At 60.3% G+C, this 24,354-nt stretch carries 22 protein-coding genes; 11 read left to right on the top strand and 11 right to left on the bottom strand.

Going from position 1 to position 24,354, the window contains the following annotated elements:
- Window positions 1-5: 5 nt before the first annotated feature.
- The 7 genes from accB to gcbA form a co-directional block, all read right to left on the bottom strand.
- A complete protein-coding gene (accB, locus tag PSH65_RS28580) occupies window positions 6-467 on the bottom strand; it encodes an acetyl-CoA carboxylase biotin carboxyl carrier protein (RefSeq protein WP_007907430.1) in 462 nt (153 codons plus the stop codon).
- A 46-nt stretch (window positions 468-513) separates the two neighbouring features.
- On the bottom strand, window positions 514-966 hold the full coding sequence (gene aroQ, locus PSH65_RS28575) for a type II 3-dehydroquinate dehydratase (RefSeq protein WP_305423792.1): 453 nt from the start codon (window positions 964-966) through the stop codon (window positions 514-516).
- Window positions 967-1,098: 132 nt separating this feature from the next.
- Window positions 1,099-2,838 carry a protein-disulfide reductase DsbD gene (locus PSH65_RS28570; RefSeq protein WP_305423791.1) on the bottom strand — a complete coding sequence of 580 codons (1,740 nt, stop codon included), beginning with the start codon at window positions 2,836-2,838 and terminating at the stop codon, window positions 1,099-1,101.
- 259 nt (window positions 2,839-3,097) lie between these two features.
- Complete coding sequence (locus tag PSH65_RS28565; RefSeq protein ID WP_305423789.1) at window positions 3,098-3,562, bottom strand: hypothetical protein; 465 nt, start codon at window positions 3,560-3,562, stop codon at window positions 3,098-3,100.
- Entirely contained in the window at window positions 3,540-3,878 is a 339-nt protein-coding gene (locus PSH65_RS28560) for a polymorphic toxin type 44 domain-containing protein (protein ID WP_305423788.1), read from the bottom strand. The genes PSH65_RS28565 and PSH65_RS28560 overlap by 23 nt, the downstream gene beginning before the upstream one ends.
- Window positions 3,879-4,077: 199 nt before the next feature.
- Complete coding sequence (locus tag PSH65_RS31980; protein ID WP_370694721.1) at window positions 4,078-5,121, bottom strand: methyl-accepting chemotaxis protein; 1,044 nt, start codon at window positions 5,119-5,121, stop codon at window positions 4,078-4,080.
- Between the two features lie 954 nt (window positions 5,122-6,075).
- On the bottom strand, window positions 6,076-7,746 hold the full coding sequence (gene gcbA / locus PSH65_RS28550; protein ID WP_305423785.1) for a diguanylate cyclase GcbA: 1,671 nt from the start codon (window positions 7,744-7,746) through the stop codon (window positions 6,076-6,078).
- A gap of 288 nt (window positions 7,747-8,034) precedes the next feature.
- Here gcbA and PSH65_RS28545 point away from each other — a divergent pair, with 288 nt between their 5' ends.
- The 6 genes from PSH65_RS28545 (at window position 8,035) to PSH65_RS28520 (ending at window position 14,700) form a co-directional block, all read left to right on the top strand.
- Window positions 8,035-9,102, top strand: a complete 1,068-nt coding sequence (locus PSH65_RS28545; protein WP_305423783.1) for a DUF2333 family protein — start codon at window positions 8,035-8,037, stop codon at window positions 9,100-9,102.
- 3 nt (window positions 9,103-9,105) lie between these two features.
- Window positions 9,106-9,675, top strand: a complete 570-nt coding sequence (locus PSH65_RS28540; protein WP_305423782.1) for an NUDIX hydrolase — start codon at window positions 9,106-9,108, stop codon at window positions 9,673-9,675.
- 169 nt (window positions 9,676-9,844) lie between these two features.
- Window positions 9,845-10,216, top strand: coding sequence for a translation initiation factor Sui1 (locus PSH65_RS28535; protein WP_095052966.1), 372 nt, complete (start codon window positions 9,845-9,847; stop codon window positions 10,214-10,216).
- Window positions 10,217-10,436: 220 nt separating this feature from the next.
- On the top strand, window positions 10,437-12,350 hold the full coding sequence (gene speA / locus PSH65_RS28530) for an arginine decarboxylase (protein ID WP_008069058.1): 1,914 nt from the start codon (window positions 10,437-10,439) through the stop codon (window positions 12,348-12,350).
- 233 nt (window positions 12,351-12,583) lie between these two features.
- Window positions 12,584-13,906, top strand: a complete 1,323-nt coding sequence (locus PSH65_RS28525; RefSeq protein WP_305423779.1) for a type VI secretion system Vgr family protein — start codon at window positions 12,584-12,586, stop codon at window positions 13,904-13,906.
- Complete coding sequence (locus PSH65_RS28520; RefSeq protein WP_305423778.1) at window positions 13,903-14,700, top strand: DUF4123 domain-containing protein; 798 nt, start codon at window positions 13,903-13,905, stop codon at window positions 14,698-14,700. The genes PSH65_RS28525 and PSH65_RS28520 overlap by 4 nt, the downstream gene beginning before the upstream one ends.
- A gap of 12 nt (window positions 14,701-14,712) precedes the next feature.
- Here the strand turns inward: PSH65_RS28520 and PSH65_RS28515 are convergent, their stop codons facing one another.
- Both PSH65_RS28515 and PSH65_RS28510 read right to left on the bottom strand, forming a co-directional pair.
- Window positions 14,713-16,053 carry an MATE family efflux transporter gene (locus tag PSH65_RS28515; RefSeq protein ID WP_305423776.1) on the bottom strand — a complete coding sequence of 447 codons (1,341 nt, stop codon included), beginning with the start codon at window positions 16,051-16,053 and terminating at the stop codon, window positions 14,713-14,715.
- Window positions 16,054-16,147: 94 nt separating this feature from the next.
- Window positions 16,148-16,441, bottom strand: a complete 294-nt coding sequence (locus PSH65_RS28510; RefSeq protein WP_305423774.1) for a hypothetical protein — start codon at window positions 16,439-16,441, stop codon at window positions 16,148-16,150.
- 192 nt (window positions 16,442-16,633) lie between these two features.
- On the opposite strand from PSH65_RS28510, the gene PSH65_RS28505 reads away from it, so the two are divergent.
- The 5 genes from PSH65_RS28505 to PSH65_RS28485 all read left to right on the top strand — a co-directional run bounded on the left by PSH65_RS28505 (window position 16,634) and on the right by PSH65_RS28485 (window position 21,139).
- Window positions 16,634-16,936, top strand: a complete 303-nt coding sequence (locus PSH65_RS28505; RefSeq protein WP_305423773.1) for a MazG-like family protein — start codon at window positions 16,634-16,636, stop codon at window positions 16,934-16,936.
- Window positions 16,936-17,685: a methyltransferase domain-containing protein gene (locus PSH65_RS28500; protein WP_305423772.1), complete on the top strand. Its 750-nt coding sequence runs from the start codon at window positions 16,936-16,938 to the stop codon at window positions 17,683-17,685. Before PSH65_RS28505 ends, PSH65_RS28500 begins: the two co-directional genes overlap by 1 nt.
- A gap of 12 nt (window positions 17,686-17,697) precedes the next feature.
- The gene (locus PSH65_RS28495; RefSeq protein ID WP_305423770.1) at window positions 17,698-18,324 is read left to right on the top strand and encodes a DUF4136 domain-containing protein; all 627 of its coding nucleotides are present in this window, start codon (window positions 17,698-17,700) and stop codon (window positions 18,322-18,324) included.
- 53 nt (window positions 18,325-18,377) lie between these two features.
- Window positions 18,378-18,935 (top strand): DUF4136 domain-containing protein, encoded by a 558-nt coding sequence (locus PSH65_RS28490; protein WP_305423768.1) that lies wholly within the window; start codon window positions 18,378-18,380, stop codon window positions 18,933-18,935.
- Window positions 18,936-19,156: 221 nt separating this feature from the next.
- Window positions 19,157-21,139 carry a pilus assembly protein TadG-related protein gene (locus PSH65_RS28485; protein ID WP_305423767.1) on the top strand — a complete coding sequence of 661 codons (1,983 nt, stop codon included), beginning with the start codon at window positions 19,157-19,159 and terminating at the stop codon, window positions 21,137-21,139.
- Here the strand turns inward: PSH65_RS28485 and PSH65_RS28480 are convergent.
- Window positions 21,109-23,877, bottom strand: a complete 2,769-nt coding sequence (locus tag PSH65_RS28480) for a PAS domain-containing sensor histidine kinase (RefSeq protein ID WP_305423766.1) — start codon at window positions 23,875-23,877, stop codon at window positions 21,109-21,111. The two genes, PSH65_RS28485 and PSH65_RS28480, sit on opposite strands and share 31 nt — an antisense overlap.
- Window positions 23,874-24,314 carry a TadE/TadG family type IV pilus assembly protein gene (locus PSH65_RS28475; RefSeq protein WP_237886605.1) on the bottom strand — a complete coding sequence of 147 codons (441 nt, stop codon included), beginning with the start codon at window positions 24,312-24,314 and terminating at the stop codon, window positions 23,874-23,876. Before PSH65_RS28475 ends, PSH65_RS28480 begins: the two co-directional genes overlap by 4 nt.
- Between the last annotated feature and the right edge of the window lie 40 nt (window positions 24,315-24,354).

Genomic DNA, 24,354 nt, shown 5'->3' with positions numbered 1-24,354 from the left:
GCGGTTCAAACGATGGTGAACAGCGGTTGGTCGTACTCAACCGGCTGGCCGTCTTCGACGAGGATGGATTCGATCACACCGCTGGCTTCAGCTTCGATGTGGTTCATCATCTTCATGGCTTCGACGATGCACAGAGTGTCGCCTTTCTTCACGGTCTGGCCGACTTCAACGAAGGACGGCGAGGACGGCGAGGATTTGCGATAGAAAGTACCGACCATCGGCGAACGTGCAACGTTGCCGTTCAGTGTTGGGGCAGCCGGAGCAGCAGGAGCCGCGGCGGCAACCGGAGCAGCAGCAACAGGCGCAGGCGCCGGAGCATGCATAGGCGCGGGAGCGTAGTACTGCTGAGCCGGCGTCTTGCTGTGACGGCTGATGCGTACGGACTCTTCGCCTTCCTTGATCTCGAGCTCGTCGATACCGGACTCTTCCAGCAATTCGATCAGTTTCTTAACTTTACGGATATCCATGAATCATCAACTCCCAAGGGTCGGTCAGGGGCGTTACGCTTGTTGTTCAAGCTGTTGCCGGTCTTTCAAGCTGCTCTAGGGCGGCCTCCAGAGCCAGTCGATAACCGCTGGCGCCAAGGCCGCAGATCACTCCCACCGCAACGTCGGAGAAGTAAGAGTGATGGCGGAAAGGTTCGCGTTTGTGCACGTTAGACAAATGCACTTCGATGAATGGGATGCTCACTGCCAGCAGCGCGTCACGTAATGCGACACTTGTATGCGTAAAAGCTGCTGGATTGATCAGAATGAAGTCCACACCTTCGCCGCGAGCAGCGTGGATGCGATCGATCAATTCGTACTCGGCGTTGCTTTGCAGATAGAGCAAATGGTGGCCGGCAGTGCGCGCCCGCTGTTCCAGATCCTGATTGATCTGCGCCAGGGTGGTTGCACCGTAGACGCCCGGTTCCCGGGTGCCGAGCAGGTTCAGGTTGGGGCCGTGTAAAACCAATAGGGTCGCCATCTGCTGCTCCTTTGTCATCTGTGTGCAATTGTCAGAACCCGGCGACTATGCCGCAAAGCCTTTGTGACTGTCCAGTTCTATGCAATAGCCAGCACGATGGCCGATGTTTACGCGAAATATGTGACCGGGTAATTAAATCCGGTCATTTGCTTTCGCAACACGTTCGGCGAAGTTTTTCGCGCTGATCTCACCGATCACCCGCACATCGGCACGTTCGACGCCATCTTTGCCAAAAAACATCAGCGCCGGAGGACCGAATAGCTTGTAGCGATCGAGCAGGGCACGTTGTTCGGCGTTGCTGGCGGTGATGTCAAAACGGATCAAACGATAGCCTTTGAGGCGTTCGACGACATTGGCATCGTTGAGAACTTCGTGTTCGATGACTTTGCAACTGATGCACCAGTCGGCGTACCAGTCGAGCAGCAGCGGCGTGCCGGAGGATTTGGCTTCGGCGAGGACGCGGTCCAGTTCCGCTGGCGTGGTGATGGTTTGCCAATTGCCGACGATTTGCGGTTGGTCGTTGCTTACGACAATGCGCGGCTGGCCAATAGGGTTGAACGGGTCGGTCTGGCCACTGAACGCGCCATACCAACAAGCCAGGGCATAAAACAGCAGGAGCATCCCGAGCAATTGTCCCAGGCGTTTTCTCGGCGGTTTATAGACAAATTCCAGCGCGCCCATAAATAACCCGACGCCGCCGGCGAGCAAGCCGATCAACAGCAAGGTGATCTGGCCCGGCAATACCCGACTGAGCAAAGCAATCGCCAGCCCAAGCAGCAGTACCCCGATCGCGTTTTTCACGTAGATCAGCCACGGGCCGCTTTTCGGCAACCAGGCCGCGCCACCGGTCGCCACCAGCAACAGCGGCGCACCCATGCCCAGGCCGAGCATGAACAATTTCAATCCGCCGCCCAGCGCATCGCCACTGGCGCTGATGTACAGCAGCGCGCCGGCCAGTGGTGCCGATACACACGGCGAAACCAGCAGGCTCGACACCACGCCCAGCACCGCCGCGCCCCACAACGAACCACCCTCGGTGCGCCCGGCAATCCGGTCCAGGCGGCTGCTGATGGCATGGGGGAGTTTCAGTTCGAATACGCCAAACATGGCCAGGGCAAACACCGCGAAAAACATCGCGAACGGCACCAGCACCCAGGCCGATTGCAAACGCGCCTGAAGATTGAGCTGTGCGCCGAACATTCCCATCAAGGCACCGAGCAGGGCGAAACACACGGCCATCGGCAGCACATAAGCCAGCGACAGGTTGAAGCCGCGTAAACCACCGACCTGACCGCGCAGGACCACCCCGGAGAGGATTGGCAGCATCGGCAGCACGCAGGGGGTGAAGGTAAGGCCAACACCTGCGAGGAAAAACAGCGCCAGTTCGCGCCAGCTCCAGGCTGAGGTCGCGGCGCCACTGCCGTCAATAGTCAGGCGCTCGGTCTCGGGCGGATAACACAGGCCTTTGTCGGCGCAGCCCTGATAGGTCACTGCCAGCGTAAAGGCGCGTGAATCGGTGCGCGGCAGATCTATATCGAGAATCCCGCGGTAAACCTCGACATCGCCGAAGAACTCATCGTGCTTTTGTTCGCCCTTGGGCAGTTGCGCCGCACTGAGGCCAACGTCAGCCGGTTCGGCGCGAAACTGGAAGCGATGGCGATAGAGGTAGTAACCCTCGGTGGCGACGAAACGCAGCTTGATCGATTGCGGCGTGCTTTCTACCAGGCTCAACTGAAAGGCTTCGCGCACCGGCAGGAAGTCGACGCTGTTATTGATCGAACCCAAGGTGGAACTGGGTCGACTGTCCAGCAACCCGGCGGCGGAGGCCGGCAGGGCGAGCACTAAAATCAGCAGGCAAAGCAAACGGCGCATGACAATCTCGCATATCGAAAGTGAGGGCATGATAGCGGACGGCGACGGGGTGTGCAGGACGGGGCCTCTTGCGGTGGTTGTTCTGACGCCATCGCGGGCAAGCCCGCTCCCACAAGGCCAGCGCATAACCTGTGGGAGCGGGCTTGCCCGCGATGGCGGTTTGTCAGGCGCGGAAGGCCTGAACGGCTGTATATAGGGACCGTCCCGTGCTATCGGATCATGACGGTTTTTCTGGTCGCTCCGATGGGCAGCGTCTAGCTTACTTTGTTGATTGATCGCTGGAATGGTTGCACAAGTTGATTGTTACAGGGGTGTATTGGGGGCTGTTGGTATGCCGAAACAGCGTGCTGCTGTGATACTCATAGACTTCCTGATTGGTCGATACATTGATGACTGAGCCTTGCACATCAATCTTTATGGCTGGATCTCGGGTGACGAGAAACGGACCGGCAGTCTTGAGTTCAGACGCTATTTGTTCATCGGATGTCAGTTCGCGATAGACATAGTATCGATAGCTGAACGGCACTGTTGCTCCGCCTCGATCATCCTTGACACCGTAGACGAAACCATTTTCGCCAAGGGGTAGTTTGAGTACTACATCGGTCAGCACCGGGGCGCTGGAAGACATAAGCCAGGTCCAGCTGATGTAAACCAGGCATACCGCCAGCAGGCAGGAGGTGACGATTGTGTATGCGGTTTTTTTAGTAGTTCCTGAACCGGGCATACCTGACTCCTTTTTTGATCCATTCCTGATCCGCAGGATCATCGCCAAAAGGAGCCTCGCTCCACCAGCTTCCGAATTCTACTTTTGTCGTTTTTGCCTGCGTCTGGGCAACACCGGCGGCACGTAACAGGACATTTTCGGAAAATCTCGCAGCGATCCCGGCCGCGCCGTAATTGAAATTACCGAAAGCCTCATAGTCAGGAGACATTTTTTTGTAATCCCAAGGGCCGCGATTTCTGACCTGGGTATAGAACCAGGAGTAAATGAATGCGGATCCCTCTTTCAAAACTTTTTTCTTATGGAAGGCAACTGCCATGTTTTCCTCCACAGATACGCCAGGGGGCGAAGGCGGAACTATCACGGGGCACTCCTGTTGCGCGCTCGATTAATTGAAGCGCTAAACCCTAGCATCAAAACGACGACTAAAAACCATCGCATGGCTTAAATAGGAGTTTTCATACAAGGGCTTAGGCGGCGACAGTCCAGATCGTTAGTTGCGTTCGGGCTCGCAGTCCTTAGACCCGAAAGGCCTGAACGGCTGTATGCAACCGCCCACCCAGCACCAACAAATTCTCCCCTTGTTCACGTCCTTCGCCGATGCGCAGCAAGTTATCCCCACCCAATTGGTGAATCCGCTCACTGTGATCGCGGATTTCGCTGACAGCGCCGCTCTGCTGGGCGGTGACATCAGCGATGCGCACCGCTGTGTCGGAAATGGTCTGGATCGCCCCGACGATTTTATCCAGCGCACCGTCGGCCGCCTGGGCCTGATTGGCCGTGGCTTCGGCGTGTTCGACCTGAGCGCGCATGCCTTCGACCGATTGCCGCGCGGCGGTTTGCAGGCCGGCGATCAGCGTCTGGATCTCGGCGGTGGCCCCGGCGGTGCGTTGTGCCAGTGAGCGAACCTCTTCGGCCACTACCGCAAACCCTCGGCCCATTTCCCCGGCGCGGGCCGCTTCGATGGCGGCGTTCAGGGCCAGCAGGTTGGTCTGGTCAGCAATCGAACGAATTACCGTCAGCACGCCGCCGATGGTCGCCGACTCCTCGGCCAGATGTTCGATCATCTGCGCATTGCCTTGCACTTCACCCACCAGCGCATGCAGCCCGGTGAGGCTCAGGCCGATGACCTTCTGACCATGTTCCACCGCCAGCCCTGCATGACGACTGGCGTCCGCGGCCTGGCTGGCATCACCGGCGACTTGTTGAATCGTCGCCTCGAGTTCGCCGAGAGAGTCTCGGATCAGTGCTGTGTCGCCGGCCTGATGCTCGGCGCCGCTGTGCAGGTCATTGCTTAATTCGGCCAACGTTCGGCTACTGCCGGCGACTTGCTCGGCGTTGAGGCGAATGGTGCCCACCAGGTCGACCAGATAGGCGCGCAAGCGATTGAGCGAGGCTTGAATGTCATGCAGTTCGCGGTTGGTCGCGCCCAGTTGAATGTCGCGGCTGAAGTCACCTTCGGCCCAGGTCGACAGCGCCGGGGCGAGGTTGGTCAGCGTTCGGGCCAGGCGTCGCTGCAAGGTATCGATGAGCAAGGCGATCAGCAGGATCAGCCCGATCATCACTCCCTGTATCAGCCGCACTTCGCCCTGGATCTGCCCGTGCTGGGCACGCACTACCGGTTCCAGCCCGGCGATGGACTGCTGCACGGCGGCGATTTTCAAGTGCGTCGCGGTGCTGAGGTCGGCGCGTTTCTGAATCTGTTCGCGGGTGCGCGCCAGTTCCGAAGGGTAGCGGGTGAGCAGGCTGTTGAATTCACGCTTGAGGCCGACGCCGGCATCTTCGGCGACGGCTTTTTCGGTGTTCTCCAGCCCCATCATCGCGGCGAAATCATCGGTGTTTGATTCGGTGCTGGCGGTCACACCCAGCAGCGGTAAAGCGTCCAGTTGCTCGGCTTGAGTGCGGATGTTAGCGACTTCGCGTTCAACATCGGCGGCCAGTTCGCTGCGACCACTGCTGACCAGTTTGTCCCGAGCCAGGGACAGTTTGCCCAAGTGTTGGGACGCAGTGAGTAAAGGCGTCAGGTACGCCGCGTTGCCGCTGGCGTATTGGCTGAGTTGATCCAGGCTGGCGCCGAGTTCGCGTTCGGCTTGCAGCAGCAATGCTTGCGGGTCGCCAGCGAGTTTGCCGGCGGCCAACAGATCAGTTTTGCTGAATTCATCCAGATTCGTCAGGCTCGGGCGCAAGGTGTCAGCCAATGCCGGCGGCAACTCACCGAGCTCCTTTTGCAGGCTGCCGATGGCCTGGCTGGCGTTGCTCAGGCGCAGGGCATCGCCGCTGGCCAGGTAATTCTCGACGTTGCGCGCCACTTCATTTTGAAACTGCTGAGACAGACCCAAGTAACGCTCCATCAACAGATAAGGGCGTTCCAGGGCTTTTTGCGACCACCAGAGCGTGGCGCCAAGGGCCACGCACACGGCGACCAGAAGGAGGGTATTGAGATTGGTCAACAGCTTCAGGCGCATCGTGATCTACCAACGGCAGAATGGTAAGCGCCTGAACTTATTGCGTTTCTGTTACAGGGTTATGACCGAATGGGTCGATTCCGATGAAAAAGTGGCACTTTGCTTTGACTCCCGCGCGGCTTGCACGCGGTTGCGTCCGGCGTCTTTGGCGCGGTACAGCGCTTCGTCTGCCTGACTGGCCATCAGCAGGCTGTCAGAGTCTTCGCGCAGTTCGACGACGCCGGCGCTGAAGGTGCACCAGAGATCCTGAGGCTGAGCCGGGTAATGAATTTCGGCAAAGCGCTGACGGATTTCATCGAGCACCTTGTAGGCCGATTCGATATCCGTGTCCGGCATGACGATGGCGAACTCTTCACCGCCGTAGCGGCCAATGAAGTCGGTCTTGCGCAACCGTTGCTTGAGGAACAGCGCCAGGCTCTTGATCACCCGGTCGCCCATGGGATGGCCGTGACTGTCGTTGACCCGTTTGAAGTGGTCGATGTCGAGCATCGCAAAGCTCAGCGGCTTGTTTTCGCGCCGGGCGCGGAATGAACAGTCTTCGAGCAATTGCAGAATGTGGGTGTGGTTGTACAAACCGGTCAGGCTGTCACGCACCATCCGTGCTTTCAGATTGCGCGCCCGCGCCGCGCGGTTGCGTACGGTGGTGATCAGGTGCCGTGGCTTGATCGGCTTGGTCAGGAAGTCGTCGCCACCCTCGCTCATGGCGTCGAGCTGCTTGTCCAGGTCGTCTTCGGCCGACAGATAAATGATCGGTACGCTGACATAGCGGTCGTTATGGCGGATCACCTTGGCCAATTCAGTACCGGTGCAGGCCGGCATGTACATGTCGAGGATGATCAGGTCCGGCTGGAAGTCCGCCAGTTCGGCCATGGCCTGGATCGGTTCGATCAAGGTCCGCGTGACGATCCCTGCGCTATTGAGCAGGCGTTCGGTGTGCAAGGCCTGGGCGCGGGAGTCGTCGATGATCAGCACTTTATAAGGTTCGTACTGGGCGACACAGGTCAGGACTTCGATCTTTTCCAACAGGCTCGAGGCTTCGAGGGTGCCGGTGAGAAATTCCTGGCCACCGGCCCGCACGGCGGCGAGGCGGGTCGGAGTATCGGTTTCGTGCAGGCTGAAAAACAACAGTGGCAAGGGCTGATCGAGGCCTTCCTGGGCTTCGGCCGCCAGTTTCAGGCCGATGCCGGCGCCACTGAAGTCAACGTCCATGACAATCGCCGCCGGCAACCGCTCGACCATTGAGGAGCGGAACGCGGCGACACTGTCGAGGGATTGAGCGCTGAGCCCGAAGAATTCAAGTTGCTTGGCCAGCCGCTCGGCCCGGTCGTGATCCTGCAACATCACGTAGATCGGTTTGCGCAGCGGCGGCAGGAAGGTTTGTTCGAGCTGGTCGCCATGGCGCAGGCCGGTGCGGGACAGACGCTGCATCAGGCGATTGAGGTCAGTGATCAGTCCGCTGCTCAGACGTCCGCGGTTGGCGTCCACCGCTTCCAGCGACTGGCCAATGTGGCGCGCCAGCTGGGTATGTTCCGGTTGTTCGAAACGTTCGGCAAAGCGCAGCAGGCGCAGATTAGCTTCACTCAATTCCGACAAGTCGGTGGTGGACCATTCGTTGCGCTGCAGGCGTTGCCATATCTCAAGAATCTGACGTGCCTGATGAATTACCCGCTGGGCAAAGTGGTGCTTGAGGCGCTCACGGCTGGGGTCTTCTGGCTCGGTCATATCCTGACTACTAGTTAGGGTGCATGCTGAGATCGACTGGTGGCTCTATGCTAGCACCTCTTTCCGATTGCATGAGTGTCGTATGTCAATAATCTGCAAAGCGACTTCATTCAGTTTCTGACCGACTGGTCGCATAGGCTCAACGCTGTGCTTCATTTATAGTGTCGACTCGACTGCAGTCATTGTGTGGTTCGCTGTGTCCCGCCGGATTTAATGCGGGCAAATGACGCACGATGGCGTAGGGTTGTGGTCGAACCGATGAACTCAAGTGATTGAAAGGATACCGCCATGCTGGACTGGAAGAACCGCACAGGCAGCGCGCCTGAGCGTGCCGCTGAACCGAAATCGGCCACCCGCAGTTATTTTGGCGGCCTGTTGTTCAGCCGGGCGCTGGCTACTCTGATTGTTCTTTACCTGTTGGTGGCGATCGCGCTGGGCTGGTACTGGAGCCAGGAGCCGGCGCTGTTCCCGGTTCAGCAGAATGCCCAGGTGGCGGCCGAGAAAGAAGGCAAGCAGATGGTGGTCGGGTACACCACGGTGGAAACCCTCAAGACCGTTGCCGGCACCTTGCTGACCAAACCGGGCGGCTATATTTCCAACGACCGTTTCCCGCCGGGCCTGTGGATGGATAATACGCCGAGCTGGGAATATGGCGTGCTGGTCCAGGTCCGCGACCTGAGCCGTGCGCTGCGTAAAGACTTCGCCCGCTCGCAGTCGCAGTCCACCGAAGACGCCGACCTGGCCAAGGCCGAGCCGCGTTTCAACTTCGACAACAAAAGCTGGGTGCTGCCATCCAGTGAGTCCGAGTATCAGGAAGGCATCAATTCCCTGAGTCGTTATCAGGCGCGTCTGTCGGGGCCTGACCAGAAAAGCGCGCTGTTCTATGCCCGCGCCGACAACCTGAACAACTGGCTGGGTGATGTGGGAACCCGTCTGGGTTCGCTGTCGCAACGGCTGTCGGCCAGTGTTGGCCGGGTCAAGCTCAACACCGCACTGAAGACTGAAGTCCCGGCCCTCGGCCAGGTGCCGCAGGTTGACGAAGAAGTCGTCGAAACCCCGTGGCTGCAGATCGATAACGTGTTCTACGAAGCCCGCGGTCAGGCCTGGGCGTTGTCCCACTTGCTGCGTGCTATCGAAGTCGATTTCGCCGATGTGCTGGCGAAGAAGAACGCCACGGTCAGCGTGCGCCAGATCATTCGTGAACTGGAAGCCTCGCAAGAACCGGTCTGGAGCCCGATGATCCTCAATGGCAGCGGCTTTGGTGTGTTGGCCAACCACTCGCTGGTCATGGCCAATTACATCTCCCGGGCCAACGCCGCGGTGATCGATTTGCGTCAACTGCTCAATCAGGGCTGAGTCATGGTCGATAGCTCCGTCGATGACATGCGTGAGGCCGCCCATCGTGCGGCCTCCGATGCCGAACAGATCGCCTGGGTCGACGAGCAGGACAACCTGCTCGGCGCTCTGGTCCGCTCCGAGCTGCGCGAACGCGAGCTGATCGGGCGCGGCACCTACATCATGCTGTTCAATTCTGCCGGTGAACTGTGCGTGCACCGGCGCACCCTGAGCAAAGCGATATACCCCGGTTACTGGGACGTGGCGGCCGGCGGCATGGTGCTGGCCACCGAGACTTACGCCGAATCGGCGGCCCGTGAGCTGGAAGAAGAGCTGGGCGTGAGCGGTGTGGAACTGACTGCCCATGATCACTTTTTCTTCGAGGACACCGGCAATCGGCTCTGGTGTTCGGCATTTTCGGCGGTGTGGGACGGACCGTTGATCCTGCAGCCGGAAGAAGTGCTGGAAGCGCGCTTTATCTCGATCGATCAGGTTCTGCTGGAAATCCAGCAAAAGCCGTATTGCCCGGACTCTCTGGCGGCGTTGAAGCGCTATCTTCGTGCCCAAGGGGATGACGTCGCAAAAGAGCTGTAAATTGGCGCCGATTGGCTCTTAGCAATCGGCGTTTTTGCCGTTACACTGCGCGACCTTTTCAAACTGAACCGGCAGTGCCCGGCTCAGTAGCGCTGCCCCTGCCTGAGTGGGGCTTCGCGGTCGATGGCATCTGCCACGACCAGTCTTTGTCCTCCCAAGAGGATTGCCGGTGGCCAAAAAAGCCGCATCCTTCGCCGCCCTTGGTGGCCTGGTATTTTCCACCGACGCAGGTCGTCATTGCCCGGATTGCAGTCAACCGGTGGATGCCTGCATCTGCAAACAAACCGTTATCCCGGCCGGCGACGGCATCGCTCGCGTGCGTCGCGAAAGCAAGGGCCGTGGCGGCAAGACGGTGACCACCATCACCGGCGTGCCGTTGGCCGAAGACGCGCTCAAGGAACTGGCCACCACGTTGAAGAAACGTTGCGGGACCGGTGGGGCGTTAAAAGACGGGATCATCGAAATCCAGGGCGATCATGTCGAGCTACTCTTGGCCGAACTGATCAAACACGGTTTCAAAGCGAAGAAGTCCGGCGGCTAGCAGCCTCTGTGAAAACCACCCGCGGCTTGATCCAGTCCCGATTTCATTCGGGGCTGGCGTCGTCACCATGGTTTTCACAGAGCCTGTTCATGACCGGTTTCTAAACTCACTGCAGTCAGCGAGGTCTACCCCCTCGTTGACGAACCGTCATTTTCATTCTTTAGACTGCGCCGGCCTGAACTCAAGGCGACGCTCTATGACTTCTTTATAGGGGACTTCGATGTCCGTACGACGCACACGCAAAGACGATGGCAGCCAATGGACAGTTGCGGACAGCCGCAGTGTTTACGGGATTCGCCATTGGGGGGCCGGGTATTTCGCGATCAATGACGCCGGTCGCGTCGAAGTTCGTCCGAACGGCCCGACCAGTTCGCCTATCGACCTGTTCGAGCAAGTCGACCAACTGCGCAAAAGCGGTTTGTCCTTGCCGTTGCTGGTGCGTTTCCCCGACATCCTGCAAGACCGCGTACGTCAGCTGACCGGCGCGTTCGACGCCAACATCGAGCGCCTGGAATACCAGAGCAAGTACACCGCGCTGTACCCGATCAAGGTCAACCAGCAGGAAGCGGTGATCGAAAACATCATCGCCACCCAGAACGTTTCCATCGGTCTGGAAGCCGGCTCCAAGCCGGAACTGCTGGCGGTACTGGCGCTGGCGCCGAAGGGCGGCACCATCGTCTGCAACGGTTACAAGGACCGCGAGTTCATCCGTCTGGCGCTGATGGGCCAGAAGCTCGGTCACAACGTGTTCATCGTGATCGAGAAAGAATCCGAAGTCGGTCTGGTGATCGAAGAAGCGGCGTCGCTCAAGGTCAAGCCGCAGGTCGGCTTGCGCGTGCGTCTGTCGTCCCTGGCGTCGAGCAAGTGGGCAGACACCGGTGGCGAAAAATCCAAGTTCGGCCTGTCGGCGGCGCAACTGCTGTCGGTGGTCGAGCGTTTCCGCGCTGCCGGTCTGGATCAGGGCATTCGCCTGTTGCACTTCCACATGGGCTCGCAGATCGCCAACCTGGCGGACTACCAGCACGGCTTCAAGGAAGCGATCCGTTACTACGGCGAGTTGCGCAACCTTGGCCTGCCGGTGGATCACATCGACGTCGGCGGCGGTTTGGGCGTGGACTACGACGGTACTCACTCGCGTAACGCCAGTTCGATCAACTACGACATGGACGATTACGCCGGTGTCGTGGTCGGGATGCTCAAGGAGTTCTGCGACGCGCAGAGCCTGCCGCACCCGAACATCTTCTCTGAAAGCGGCCGCTCCCTGACTGCTCACCACGCCATGCTGGTGGTGCAGGTGACCGACGTTGAGAAACATAACGACGACGTGCCGAAGATCGATAACAAGGAAGAGCTGCCGGAAACCGTGCAGTGGCTGGTTGACCTGCTCGGCCCGACCGACATCGAAATGGTCACCGAGACCTACTGGCGCGCCACGCACTACATGAGCGACGTGGCCACTCAATACGCCGATGGCAAGTTGACCCTGGCGCAAAAAGCCCTGGCCGAGCAATGCTACTTCGCCGTTTGCCGCCGCTTGCACAACTCATTGAAGGCCCGTCAGCGTTCCCACCGTCAGGTGCTCGACGAACTCAACGACAAGCTGGCCGACAAGTACATCTGCAACTTCTCGGTATTCCAGAGCCTGCCGGACACCTGGGCCATCGGCCAGGTCCTGCCGATCCTGCCGCTGCACCGTCTCGACGAAGAGCCGCTGCGCCGCGCGGTGCTGCAAGACCTGACCTGCGACTCCGACGGCAAGATCAAACAATACGTCGATGAGCAGAGCATCGAAACCAGCTTGCCAGTGCACGGTTTGAACGAAGGTGAAGACTATCTGCTGGGGATCTTCCTGGTGGGTGCTTACCAGGAAATTCTCGGCGACATGCACAACCTGTTCGGTGACACCGACTCGGTGAACATCTACCAGAACGCCGACGGCAGCGTGTACCACGCCGGTATCGAAACCCACGACACCATCGAAGACATGCTGCGCTACGTGCACTTGTCGCCGGAAGAGCTGATGACCCACTACCGCGACAAGTGCGCCAGTGCCCGCATCAGCGCCGCCGAGCGCACCCAGTTCCTCGATGCCTTGCGTCTGGGCCTGACCCGTTCGTCTTACCTGTCTTCTTGAGGTAAGGCACTGCACGCATCAGGTTGTCTGAAAATTCACCATACCTTGGGGAAATTTCAGATGACCTGGTGCGACGCTTCTCTTTTTTCAAGCGAAATGACCCACAGACCGGGCTATCCAAGCGATGTGGTCTTCTTTTCACGTAGGTCATTTCCTAAGTTGTACTTCGGCACTCTACTCGGCCATGTCTCTCAGCGAGAATCCCCGGCCGCCCCTCCTGTAGAGAATCGCCGATGTTCGATCCAGCCAACGAGCCGTCATTTCGTCTGGATATAGCGGGTCTTCCCGACTCCTTTGAGGTCTTGGCCTTTACCGGTAGTGAAGCCATCAGCAAGCCTTTTGTGTTCGACGTGGATCTGCTGAACGATGACCCGACGCTGGACCTCGCAAGCCTGCTGTATCGCTCGGCCTTTTTGCACTTCGGGTCCCGGGGGCAGGGTATTCACGGGCAGTTGCTGGGCCTCGTTCAGCTCGGCCATGGCAGTGAGCCCGGGCTATGCCGTGTGCGTCTGGGACCCAGGCTGGCGTGTCTGGCCCAGCGCTTCAATCAGCGAATCTTCAGCCAGTGCTCGGTGCCGGATATTCTCGCTCAAGTACTCAAGGAGCACGGCATTGCCGGCAAGGATCGGCGCTTCGACCTGAGCGGCGATTACCCGTCCCGTGATTTCTGCACGCAGTACCGGGAATCAGACCTGCAGTTTCTCCAGCGTCTGTGCGCCCAGGAACGGCTTCATTACTACTTCGAACACCGCTCATGCGGACACTGTCTGGTTTTCGGTGATGGCCTGGGGCAGTTTAGCCGTGGCGAAGAGAGCGTCTTCAAGGGTGAGAACGAACAACCAGGTGTGCGTCAGTTCAAGCTGCACGGCTGCGGGCAAATTGCCGAAGGCCAGACGAATCTGGCGACCCTGCGCAGCGGCCAACTGATGCCGCTGTCCGGTCACCCGTGTGGGGACTGGAATCGTCTCTGGCTACTGACCCATGTCGAGCATCAGGGAGGGCAGGAACCAGAGCTTCCTTATAGCAACCAACTACGGGCCGTTGTGCAGGAAATGCCTTTCGTGGCACCTCATTCGGGCGTGAAACCCAGGATGCACAGTCTGCAGCGGGCGTGGGTGGTCGAGGTCGATGAGTCTGAACCGGATCTGTCCAGACCGGTTGCGGTGCAGTTCGACTGGCTTTACCAGGGGGAGGGCGCAGCGCCCAGCCACTGCTGGTTGCCGTTGGCTCCCGAGCTGCAAGGCGCTGGCACCCTGCCGTTGAGTGAAGGGGCGCAGGTGCTGGTGAGCTTTATCGAAGGCGATCCGGATCAACCCTTGATCAGCGGATTTCTTCCCGGCGCAGCCTCCAGTGCAGAGCCAGTCATACCCGACCTGCAACCCTCCTTGACGACCGATGTCAGCCCGGTGCTCGAGGGCTTGCAGTGCTTGCTGCAATCCAGCGAACCCTTGGTGCTCCTGTGCCTGCTGCCCGGCGGCGGCAGTTTCAGTCATTGCGCGCAGGCCCTTTGCACCTGCCGGGCGGCGATGCAGCTCGGCCAGAGCGGTGCGGCATGATCGCCGTTCAGGCGCCCGACTCGACCCCGCAATGGCTGTTGCTCGATGTACCGGGCGAGTCTCAGGCCGGTGCGAGTTTGCGGCAACAGTTTGCTCATGTCCGATGGTTCCGGCTGTTCGAAGGCACCGAATTTCACCCGTTGCGTGAGCACGGGCCGGTGTTGGTCGACCTTCGCGAATGCCCGGCACTGGCCGAGCTGTGCCAAAGTGCGCCACACAGCTGGAGCGGGTTGCTGCTGGTCAGTGAAGCCTCTTCATCGCAGCTGCTGGAGCATTTGCGACGCATGCTCGCGGTCACCTTGGGTCTGCATCATCGGGCCTTGTTGAGTTACTACAACCCACACACAGCGAGTTATTTTTTCGATGCCTGCGATGCGCAGGAGCTGAGTCGCTGGCTAGGTCCGATCGATCAGTTGCGCTGGTTCGGTGGCACCTGGGCCGATCGGGCCATTGGCTGTCAGGGCTGGCAGCAGTTGTTCAATCCGCGGCTTGCCGTCAGGCCCCTGGCCATCGAAGAAAGCCTCAGCCTGCGTCAGCGAGATACCTTGCAAAGCTGTCTGCTGGAACAACACGCCTGGCGCTGGAGCCGATCCACCGACACCGACTACAACAGCTTGTGGGCTTACCTGCAGGAAGGGCTGGCGCTGGGTTTCAGCGAACGCCCGGTGCTCGATGACTGGTTATGGTTGCGCTTGCAGCATCCCGACGCAGTGGCCGGGCAGCCGTTGTCGGGAGCCACCCAGCAGGAGCGTCTCGATAGCCTGCGCAACCAGTGGCAGAACGATCACCCCTGAAGCTGACCCTCGTCATCCCTTGAGCCAGCTGTCTTGCTTGCGCAAGTACCAGGCGAACGCGCCAAGGGTCAGGCTGCGCAGCAACATGAACAACAGGAAGGTTATCCACAGTCCGTGGTTGCCCAAGCCTTGCAGCGCCCAGGCGAAGGGCAGCAGCAGGATCAACGTCAGCAGCATGCCGTTGCGCATTTCCCGGGCGCGGGTGGCGCCGATGAACAGGCCGTCGAGCAGGTAACTCCAGACGGCAATCAGCGGCAGCACCGCGAGGTAAGGCAGGTAAAGGAACGCGGTGTCGCGCACGCTCTGGATGTCGGTCTGCATCTCGATGAACAGGTGCCCGGCGAACAGAAACAGCAAGGCAAACCCCACACTCGCCAGCAACGACCACCCGCACGCCACCACCAATGAGCGGCGCAGGGCCTCTCGGTCGCGAGCGCCGATGGCGTGTCCGCACAGTGCTTCGACCGCGTGGGCCAAACCGTCCAGCGCGTGGGCGGTCAGCAGCAGGCCGTTGAGCAGCAACGCATTGGCGGCGACCGTGGCATCGCCCAGCCGCGCGCCCTGCACGGTGATCAGGAAAAACACCGACTGCAACGCCAGGCTGCGGATGAAGATGTCGCGATTGACCGCCAGCAATGGGCGCCAACTCTGCCACAACGCCAGCGCGGCCCAGGCGATATGGCCGGGGTAGGCGCGCAGGGCTTTGCGGGTCATGAACAGGCCGATCAGCGCGCCGGTCCACTCGGCGATCACCGAGGCCCGGGCCGCGCCGACCACGCCCCACTCCAGGCCGAGCACGAACCACAGGTTCAGCGCGATGTTGACCAGGTTGGTGCTCAGCAGAATCGCCAGCGGAGCCCGAGCGTTCTGGGTGCCGAGGAACCAGCCCACCAGCGCGTAACTGGCCAGCGCCGCAGGGAGGCCGAGCAGCCGTGTGTGGAAGAAGTCGCGGGTCAGTTGATCCAGCTCCGCCGACGGTTGCATGAAGTGCAACGCGACCCCGCTCAACGGCACGCCCAATGCGCCCAACAAAATGGCCAGGCCCATGGCCAACAACAGACCTTGCAGCAAAATCTGCCGCAACGCTGCGCCATCCCCGCGCCCGGCAGCCTGGGCGGCAAACCCGGTGGAGCCCATGCGCAGAAAGCCCATGGCCCAGGCAAGAAAGGTATACAGACTGGCGCCCACCGCGACGGCGCCGAGTTGATGAGCATGGGGCAGATGGCCGATGACGGTACTGTCAACCAGCGCTACCAGCGGAACGGAAATATTCGAGAGAATCATCGGGGCGGCGAGCGCCCAGACTCGACGATGGGTCGGACGGTCGCGCCAGTCGGCAATCAGGTTGGGCATGCAGGCTCCTTGGGGCGCCTGCATTGTAGCGGCAGATTGTGTTCAGCCAAGTGAACGTAATCTACAAAACATCACAGATCCAATGTGGGGGGGGTTAGTGAATAATCCAGCTCAGCAACCACAACCCCAGCAACAACCAGATAATCCCCATGATGATCGACGCGTTCATGAAGGCGCGGATCGCTGCCCACAGCAGCATCAGCCCGATGATCAGCGTGATGATGCTGATGATCGAAGTTTCCATGCCCAGGGCCTGGGCCAACCCTTCGACAAAATTGCTGCCGGCGTTGCTCAACAGGTTGAACAGACCACTGAGGGCGTCGATGATGAACCGGATGGCCGACCCGATTATCTGGCCGAGCCATTCGAAAAAGCTTTCTACCTGCATGTGTACGTCCTGATGGAATGATGGCGTAGTTGCCGGATCCGAGCCTTGGGCTATCGATCGTGCTCCCGGGTTCCCGTAGAAGCTGCCGAAGGCTGCGATTCTTTTTGAGTATGGCGCAAGTACGCAGGCACAACGCTGCCACTTGCCTTCACCCGCCATCCCCCTGAAGCTATACGCCTTCAGGAGAGCCCGATGAACCTTGTTGAACTGACCGAACGCCTGCATGCCATTCGTGACCGCAATGACTGGCGGCAATTTCACAGCCCGAAAAACCTGGCCATGGCCGCGAGCGTGGAAATGTCCGAGCTGGTGGAGATTTTCCAGTGGCTGACCGAAGCCCAGTCGCGCGAGTTGCCGGCGGACAAGCTCGCTCATGTCGGGCAGGAAGTCGGCGACATCGTGCTGTATCTACTACTGCTATGCAGCGAGTTGGGGTTGGACATGAATGAAGTGGTACGCAGCAAACTCGCGGACAGCGAACGGCGGTTCAGTTGATGAGCGACCGTCATTTCGATCAATTGGCGACTCGCTTCGCCGAAAAAATCTACGGGGGCGCCAAAGGTGCGATCCGTCTCGCCGTGCTGCAGGCCGACCTGGCCGAAACCCTGCCGGACCGCCCGTTGCGCATACTGGACATCGGCGCCGGCCTGGGCCACATGTCGTTGTGGCTGGCCGAGCGCGGTCATCAGGTGACCCTCGCCGAGCCCGCCGAACCGATGCTTGAAGGCGCCCGTCAGCGCTTCGCCGAAGCCGGGCAGACGGCGACATTCATTCAGGCGCCGTGGCAGGACCTGCTCGGTCAGCTCACCGAACCCTACGACCTGGTGCTGTGCCACGCCGTGCTGGAATGGCTGGCCGAACCCCATGCGATTTTGCCGGTACTGCATCAGTTGACGAGGCCGGACGGCTGGTTGTCCCTGGCGTTCTACAACCGCGATGCGTTGATCTACCGCAACCTGCTCAAGGGTCATTTCCGCAAGATGCGCAAGAACGACATGGCCGGCGAGAAGCAGAGCCTGACTCCACAGCAGCCACTGGATCCACGGGAACTGGCGGCGCAACTTGAGAGCATGTGGCAAGTCGAAACCCAGAGTGGGGTGCGGGTTTTTTACGACTACATGCCGGTGGAATTCCAGGCCCGCGTCGAACTGCCGGACTTGCTGGAAATGGAACTGGCTCACCGCCGTCACCCAAGTTTCGCCGGGCTTGGGCGCTATTTGCACTGGATCTGTCGGCCGATCTGATCGGAGCGCAATATGAAAAGTCGTTCAGGGTTGCTGGTGATCTGTCTCGGGTTGGCGGCCTGTCAGGGCAGCAACCCTTATGTCGCGACCTCCAATCCCCTGCCGCCGGCACCGCCTCAGGCCGCCACCACCTTCGATCGCAGCGCCTACCCGGCGCCGCCACGGGATTACGGGCGCTACCGCAGCTGGGCCTGGCTCAACGGGCGCCTGCCACCGGGCACAGCCTGGGCCGACTCGGAGCAGGTAGCTGAAGCGGTCAGCAATGCCCTCGATCAACGCGGCTTACGCCCACTGCACGACAACCGCCCGGCGGACCTGTGGGTCAGCGCCGATTTGCATCTGGAAACCCGTTTGCGTCAGGTCCAGGACGACTATGGTTACGGCGGCGGTTATTACGGCGGCGGTTACGGCGGTTACAACCGCTACGGCAGCGGTTACGGCATGTACAACACGGTGCCGGTCATCCGCACTTATCAGGTACAAGTCGTGGTGGTGCGCGTCGATCTGTTCGACGCGAGCACCGGCCAGCCGGTATGGAGTGCCAGTGCCGAAACCAGCAGTCAGGGCAGCCAGAGCGAGCGTGCCGATGCCATACGCGAAGCTGTCGAAAAGGCCATGTCGGCGTATCCTCCTAGTTAGCTTCCTGTAAAGGAAGCATCCCGCTGGATCATGTCTTCAATCGGAGAAAAATCATGTTCCGCCGTCTCGTTTTACTGGCCATGGCCGCGCTGCTCACTGCCTGCGCCGCCAACCAGGTCAATCATGACTTCGATGCCAGCCGCGACTTTGCCGCCTATCGTAGCTGGAGCTGGAAAGAGCCCGCCGTGCAATACCGTCCCGATGATCCACGGATCAAGAGTGACCTGACCGAACAACGCATCCGTCAGTCCGTTGCTGATCAGCTGGATCAACGCGGCTTGCGCCCGGCCGCCGCCGGTGCCAGCTCGGACCTGAAGGTACAGGCCTACCTGATCGTCGAAGATCGCCAGCAACAGGTGACCACCCACTATGGCGGCGGTTATGGTGGCCCATGGTACGGCTACTGGGGCGGGCCGATGTACAACGAAACCCGCAACATCAGCTACAAGGTGGCGACCATCCAGGTCGACCTGCTCGATGGCAAGGACGGCAAACTGGTGTGGCGCGGCAGCGACGAGCAGACGCTCAGCCGCACACCGAATCCACAGGACCGCAGCAATACGATCCGCGAGACGGTCGCGCGGATATTGGCTAACTATCCACCACACTAAACCAACACCACCGATCCACTGTGGGAGCGAGCCTGCTCGCGATAGCGGTCTGTCAGTCACATCAACTTCAGATGTGCCGCCGTCATCGCGAGCAGGCTCGCTCCTCATGGTTTCTTTGTCATCGGCAGTAGCATGTTGCCAGCAATCTGGCGGACCCTTGTCTACACTGCTTCACATCGTTGGAGGTAGCCCGCGGCAGTGCGCCGGCAAAGGAGTGAGCCATGTCTCCCTGCTTGCAGTTTCATAGCCCGGCCCGGCAACGGGGAGCGATCGGATTGATGGCGGTGCTGGCTCTGGGCATGGCCTTGGTGTTCCTGCTGCTGGTGGTCGACAGCGGCCGCCTGTACCTGGAAAAACGCAGCTTGCAACGGGTGGCGGATATGGCCGCGCTGGAGGCTGCCACGCGTAACGGTGATTGCGCCACAGGTGCCACCGCTACCGCCTACGCCACCGCCAGCGCAAATCGCAACAATTTCACCCTTCCTGACCCTACGCGCAGCCTGACGGTCGCCTGTGGCGCCTTGACCCTGGACGCCAATAATCTTCGGGTTTTTACGGCTGATCCGAGCAGCAGCGAAGCCATTCGGGTGATCGTCAGCCATTCGATCCCGCAGAGTTTTGCCGGTGGCATCGGCGCCGTGTTTGGCGGTGCTCCAGCCGGGGCGACCCTCAACCTGACCGCGACCGCCGTCGCAGCGTTGCCACCTCCGCTGGCATCGCTGACCATCCGCACGACGGCGCTGAACATCGATAGCAGCAAGTCGGACACGCTCAATGGGCTGTTCGGCGGTTTACTGGGCGGCAATCTGAACCTGTCCGTGGCAGGCTGGAACGGTTTGGTGAACACCAACATCAGCCTGCTGAGTTACCTCGATCGGCTGAAGGTCGACCTTGGCCTCAGCGCCGCCGGGTATGGCCAGGTATTGGGCGCTTCGGTGGCCGTCAGTCAACTGATCCAGACTGCCGTCAATGTGCTGGACCCCGGCGGCACTCTCGGCGCGACGGCGACCATCGTCGGGCTGCAAGCACTCAAGGTTGCCGCTGGCTCGACCACCGTGGTGCTGGGCAATATGCTGCACGTCGAGAGCGGTAGCGATATCTCAACGTTCGCGACTACGGTGAGTGTGTTCAACCTGATCGAAGGCATCGTGCAACTGGCCAACAAGAACAACGGTCTGGTGGCAACGGTGCCGATCAATCTGGCGGGGCTGGCGCAAATCACGGCCCGGGTGCAAGTGTTGGAACCGCCGCAACTCTCGGCAATCGGCAACCCGAAAAACGCGGCGCTGAATCCATTGGGACCCAATCGGATCTACGTGAGAACAGCGCAGGTTCGCACATTGCTGTCGATCGACTTGCCAGCGCTGGACGCCATCGCGGCGCTGGTCAATGCGGCGGCGGATCTGGCAGGACCGTTGACCAACACCCTCAATGCCTTGCTCAATCTCGACCTGGTGGCGGTGCTCAATTCACTGACCTGTGCCATCGGCGTGCCCTGCCAGACGCCTGACATTATGGTGTTGCCGGGGCCGATACGGCTCGACGTTGCGCTGGACGTCGCCAGTGCCAACAGTTACGTCACGGCCTACAGCTGCATCAGCAACACCAATAAGACCCTGACCACCAACACCACTACGTCGCTGGTGAATCTGAAAATAGGCCGGATCGATGCGGCCAGTATGTTCGGCAGCAACACCACGCCGCCGGCAGTCATGGTGCAGCCGTTGAAGGTGATCGATATCGGGATCAAAACCTGTCGCCGGCTGCTGTTCTTGCCCATTACCTGCGATCCGCGTGTGCCCGGCGTCGGTGGCGGCATCGATATCGTTGCCGACACCAGCGTGGCGGCGAACGCCAACATTTCCCATATCTATTCCGCACCACCTGCCACCAGCCTGCCGGAAATCAATCAGCCACCGTTCTACTACTCGTTCACCACCAGCAGTATTGTCAGCAACCTGCTCGACACCCCGCTTAACATTCACGTGGACATGTATGGCCCGTCGGGCAGTCTTGTCAGCGGTCTGGGAGCCATCCTGAGCAACGTCACCACCTTGCTGATCAGCGCGATCAACAGCGTGCTCAGCCCGTTGCTCGACAGCTTGATCAATACCTTGCTGCTAAGCCTCGGGATCGATTTGAACAAGGTCGACGTCGGCGCCAATCTCAGCTGTCATTCGGGGCGCGCGACGCTGGTGATCTGATTGTCCGTGGCAATCGGCAACTCGATACAAAACCGCGCGCCCTCGGTCGAGTTTCTTACACTCAACTTGCCGCCCATGTTTTCGACGATGCCGTAACTCACCGACAACCCGAGCCCGGTGCCGATGCCCACCGGTTTGGTGGTGAAGAACGGTTCGAAAATCCGTTCCAGCAACCGTGGATCGATACCGCCGCCGTTGTCCTCGACCCACAGTCGCACCGAGTATTCATCACGTTCGGCATACACCGAAATCCACGGTTTGAACTCTCGGTCGGCCTCGCGTTTGCTCAGCAGCGCATCCCGCGCATTGACCATCAGATTGATCAGCACCTGTTCCAGTTGATCGACATAACCGCGCACTTGCACTTCAAATCCGGTCTCGCTGACCCGCAGCTCGACGCCTTTTCCGCGCATCCCTTCGGACAGCAGTGACAGCGTGCCCTCGATGGCTTGAGCCGGATTGAACGGGTGCTGCTCGATCTCTGAACGTCGACCGAATACCCGCATGTGATCCACCACCCGCGCGGCGCGCTGGACTTGCGCGTCGATGCGGTTGAGTTTGTCTGTCAGGTAATCGATTTGCACATCGCCATTGCTCAGACGCTTGAGCACATTGACGATGGCCATGCGCATCACGTTCAGCGGCTGATTGATTTCATGGGCCAGCCCGGTGGCCATTTCGCCGAGGGTGGCCATTTTCGCGCTCTGGGTGAGTTGTTGCTGGGCGCGCCGGACCTCGGTGTTGTCGCGGCCCACGGCTTGAATCTCCAGCAAGCGACCCTGCTCGTCGAACACTCCGCGATCCGACCAGACCCACCAGGCGTGTTCCCGTCCCGGCAGTTGCAGGTTGATTTGCGCGGTGCTGACCGGGAACTCCGGGCTCAGTCGACTGAGGCGCTGGAGGAACGCTTCGCGCTGTACCGGCGACATCCAGCTGCCCAGGTTCACCCCCGGCAATTGCTCGGGCTGGCATTCCAGATAGGTCGCCAGCGGGCGATTGCCGAAGGTCAACGTCAGGTCAGGAAGGTAGCGGCAGATCATCGCCGGGGAATCTTCCACCAGGATCCGATAGCGCTCTTCACTCTGTTTTACTTTCTCGGCGGCCAGGGTCGCTTCGGTGACATCCAGCCACAGCCCCACGGCTTCCACCGGCAGCCCGAGATCGTCGCGCAGCAGTTTGGCTTCGTCGAGCAGCCAGTGGTAATCGCCGCGGCTGTCGCGCAGCCGATAACGGGCACGCACCGAACCTTCGCGCAGCAGTTGCCGGGTGCGTTCGAAATAGCGGTCGCGGTCCTCGGGATGGACCCGTTCCACCAGCGCGCCGGCGGCACAATCGGCGAGCGACCAACCGAGCAGCGGCAACAGGCTGTCGCTGAAAAATGTCGGTTGCAACGCACCTTCGACATAGCGCTGCACGTAGATCACCGCCGGTGAACTGGCGATCAGGTTGTCCAGCCGGGCATGGGCGGCAGCGGCGTTCTGCTGCTGATTTTTGATGTCGCTGATGTCGAGCATGAAGCCCACCAGCCGCCGGTTTCTGCCGAGGCCCAGTGCTTGCCCTTGCAGTCGATACCAAATCGACGTTTGCACCGCGTCGGGGCGATGCAGGCGCACGCACAGCAGCAACGGCGTGCCTTCGTCCTGCAAGGTTTGCAGGCGCATCGTCAGCTCTTCACGGTCGGCGGGGTGGATCTGTTCGAGCCAGTCGTGCAGCGGCAAACGAGTGTTCGCAAGGTTCAGCGTACTGGCCAGCGACGGCGCCAATTGCACCTCGGCGGTGTCGCTGAAGACCTCCCACCAACCGGTGCCGAGCAAGGCTTGCAGAGACTCCAGCCGCTCCAGTTGCAGATGGTGCTGATGCTCGCGCAAGCGCTCAAGCAGCGGGCCGGCCAGGGCCGCAGTGAGTTGTAACCAGTCGCGCTCGCTCAGGTCGGGGGCACGCTGTTGCACCGGGTAGAAACCACAGAGCAACCAGGCGACCACGCCCAAGGCATTGTGGTAAGGCACGGCGAACCCTTCGGCATTGCCGAAGATGCCTTGCAGGCGCGGGTGTTCGCTGGGGATCAGTTGTTGGGGGGCGGAGCCATTCAAACTGTCGAGGCCGGTCCCCAGGCGTTGATCGATTTCCCACAACCCGGGTGCATCGAAGGCCGCGTAATGCTGGTGGATCAGCCAACCCTCTGCCTGTTCGTCGAGCAAGGCCATGGCGATGCACGGGATCTGAAAACGCTGGGCCAGGCCTTGCAGTTGCTCCACCAGCACCTCGGGCAAGCGTGTCAGGCTGCACAGGCGCAACTGTTCGCTGATCTGCGCCGCGAGCAACTGACATTGTTCGCGGCTGCGCGCTTGTCGGCGTTCGAGCAGCAGGTCGCCGATGTCGATCAACTGCAACAACCAGTTTTCGCCCAACGGCTGTACCCAGCCACGCAGATGCAGAGGTTGTTCGCCGAGGCTGAAAAAATCCAGGTCCAGACTCTGTCCCTGCCACTCGGCAGGCGCGCCTTCGACCGACAGGCCGCTATGGGGCATGAGGTAATCGAGCAGATGCGGTGCCTGTGCGCCGGGCATTTGTTGCGCCAGCAGATGCCGCAGGGGGCCGCTCAGTTGAATCACTCGGCCCTCGTCATTCAGATGCAGCTGCAAACCGAAACGTTGCACGCTCGGCGTGTCCGCACTGTTCGAGGGCTGTGGCGGTTGGCGATTGAGCAGGCGCCCGAAGAGCTTGTCTCCGGAACTCAAAATTGCAGGCTCGATCGGGCGGTAAGGGTCGCCGGCAGATTGGGCACCGAGCCGATCCCCGGCAGCACCAAAAACGGCAGGACTTGATTCAGTTTACTGGTGGGGTAGTTGATGGTGACCGTCAGCACCCCACCGGTGTAGGTGGCGCTGGCGTCGGTGGCCACATTGAAGTTCAGCGCGGCAGGAATCCAGGCCAGCTGCCGGGTCAGTTCGGTAGTTGCTATGTTTCTGACGGCGGTGTCGTAATTGGCGGTGCTCGGGTCCAGCGCCACACTGCGGCGCACCGCTTCGGCCGTCGATTGATTGAATGATTGCATCAGCAACAGCGGCAGGCTGTAACTGACCAACCCATAAAACACGGCGAAAAAGATGATGAACACCAAAGCGAACTCAATCGCCACGGCACCTTTTTGTTTGCGGGGGAGGCCTGTTTTCATGAGTGCGTCTACCCTGACCATCACGACGTAGTATCAGCAT

The organism is Pseudomonas sp. FP603 (genome assembly GCF_030687415.1).
GTDB lineage: Bacteria > Pseudomonadota > Gammaproteobacteria > Pseudomonadales > Pseudomonadaceae > Aquipseudomonas > Aquipseudomonas wuhanensis.
The sequence above is the reverse complement of the archived record's forward strand: the minus strand, read 5'-3'. Positions and strand labels throughout refer to the sequence as shown.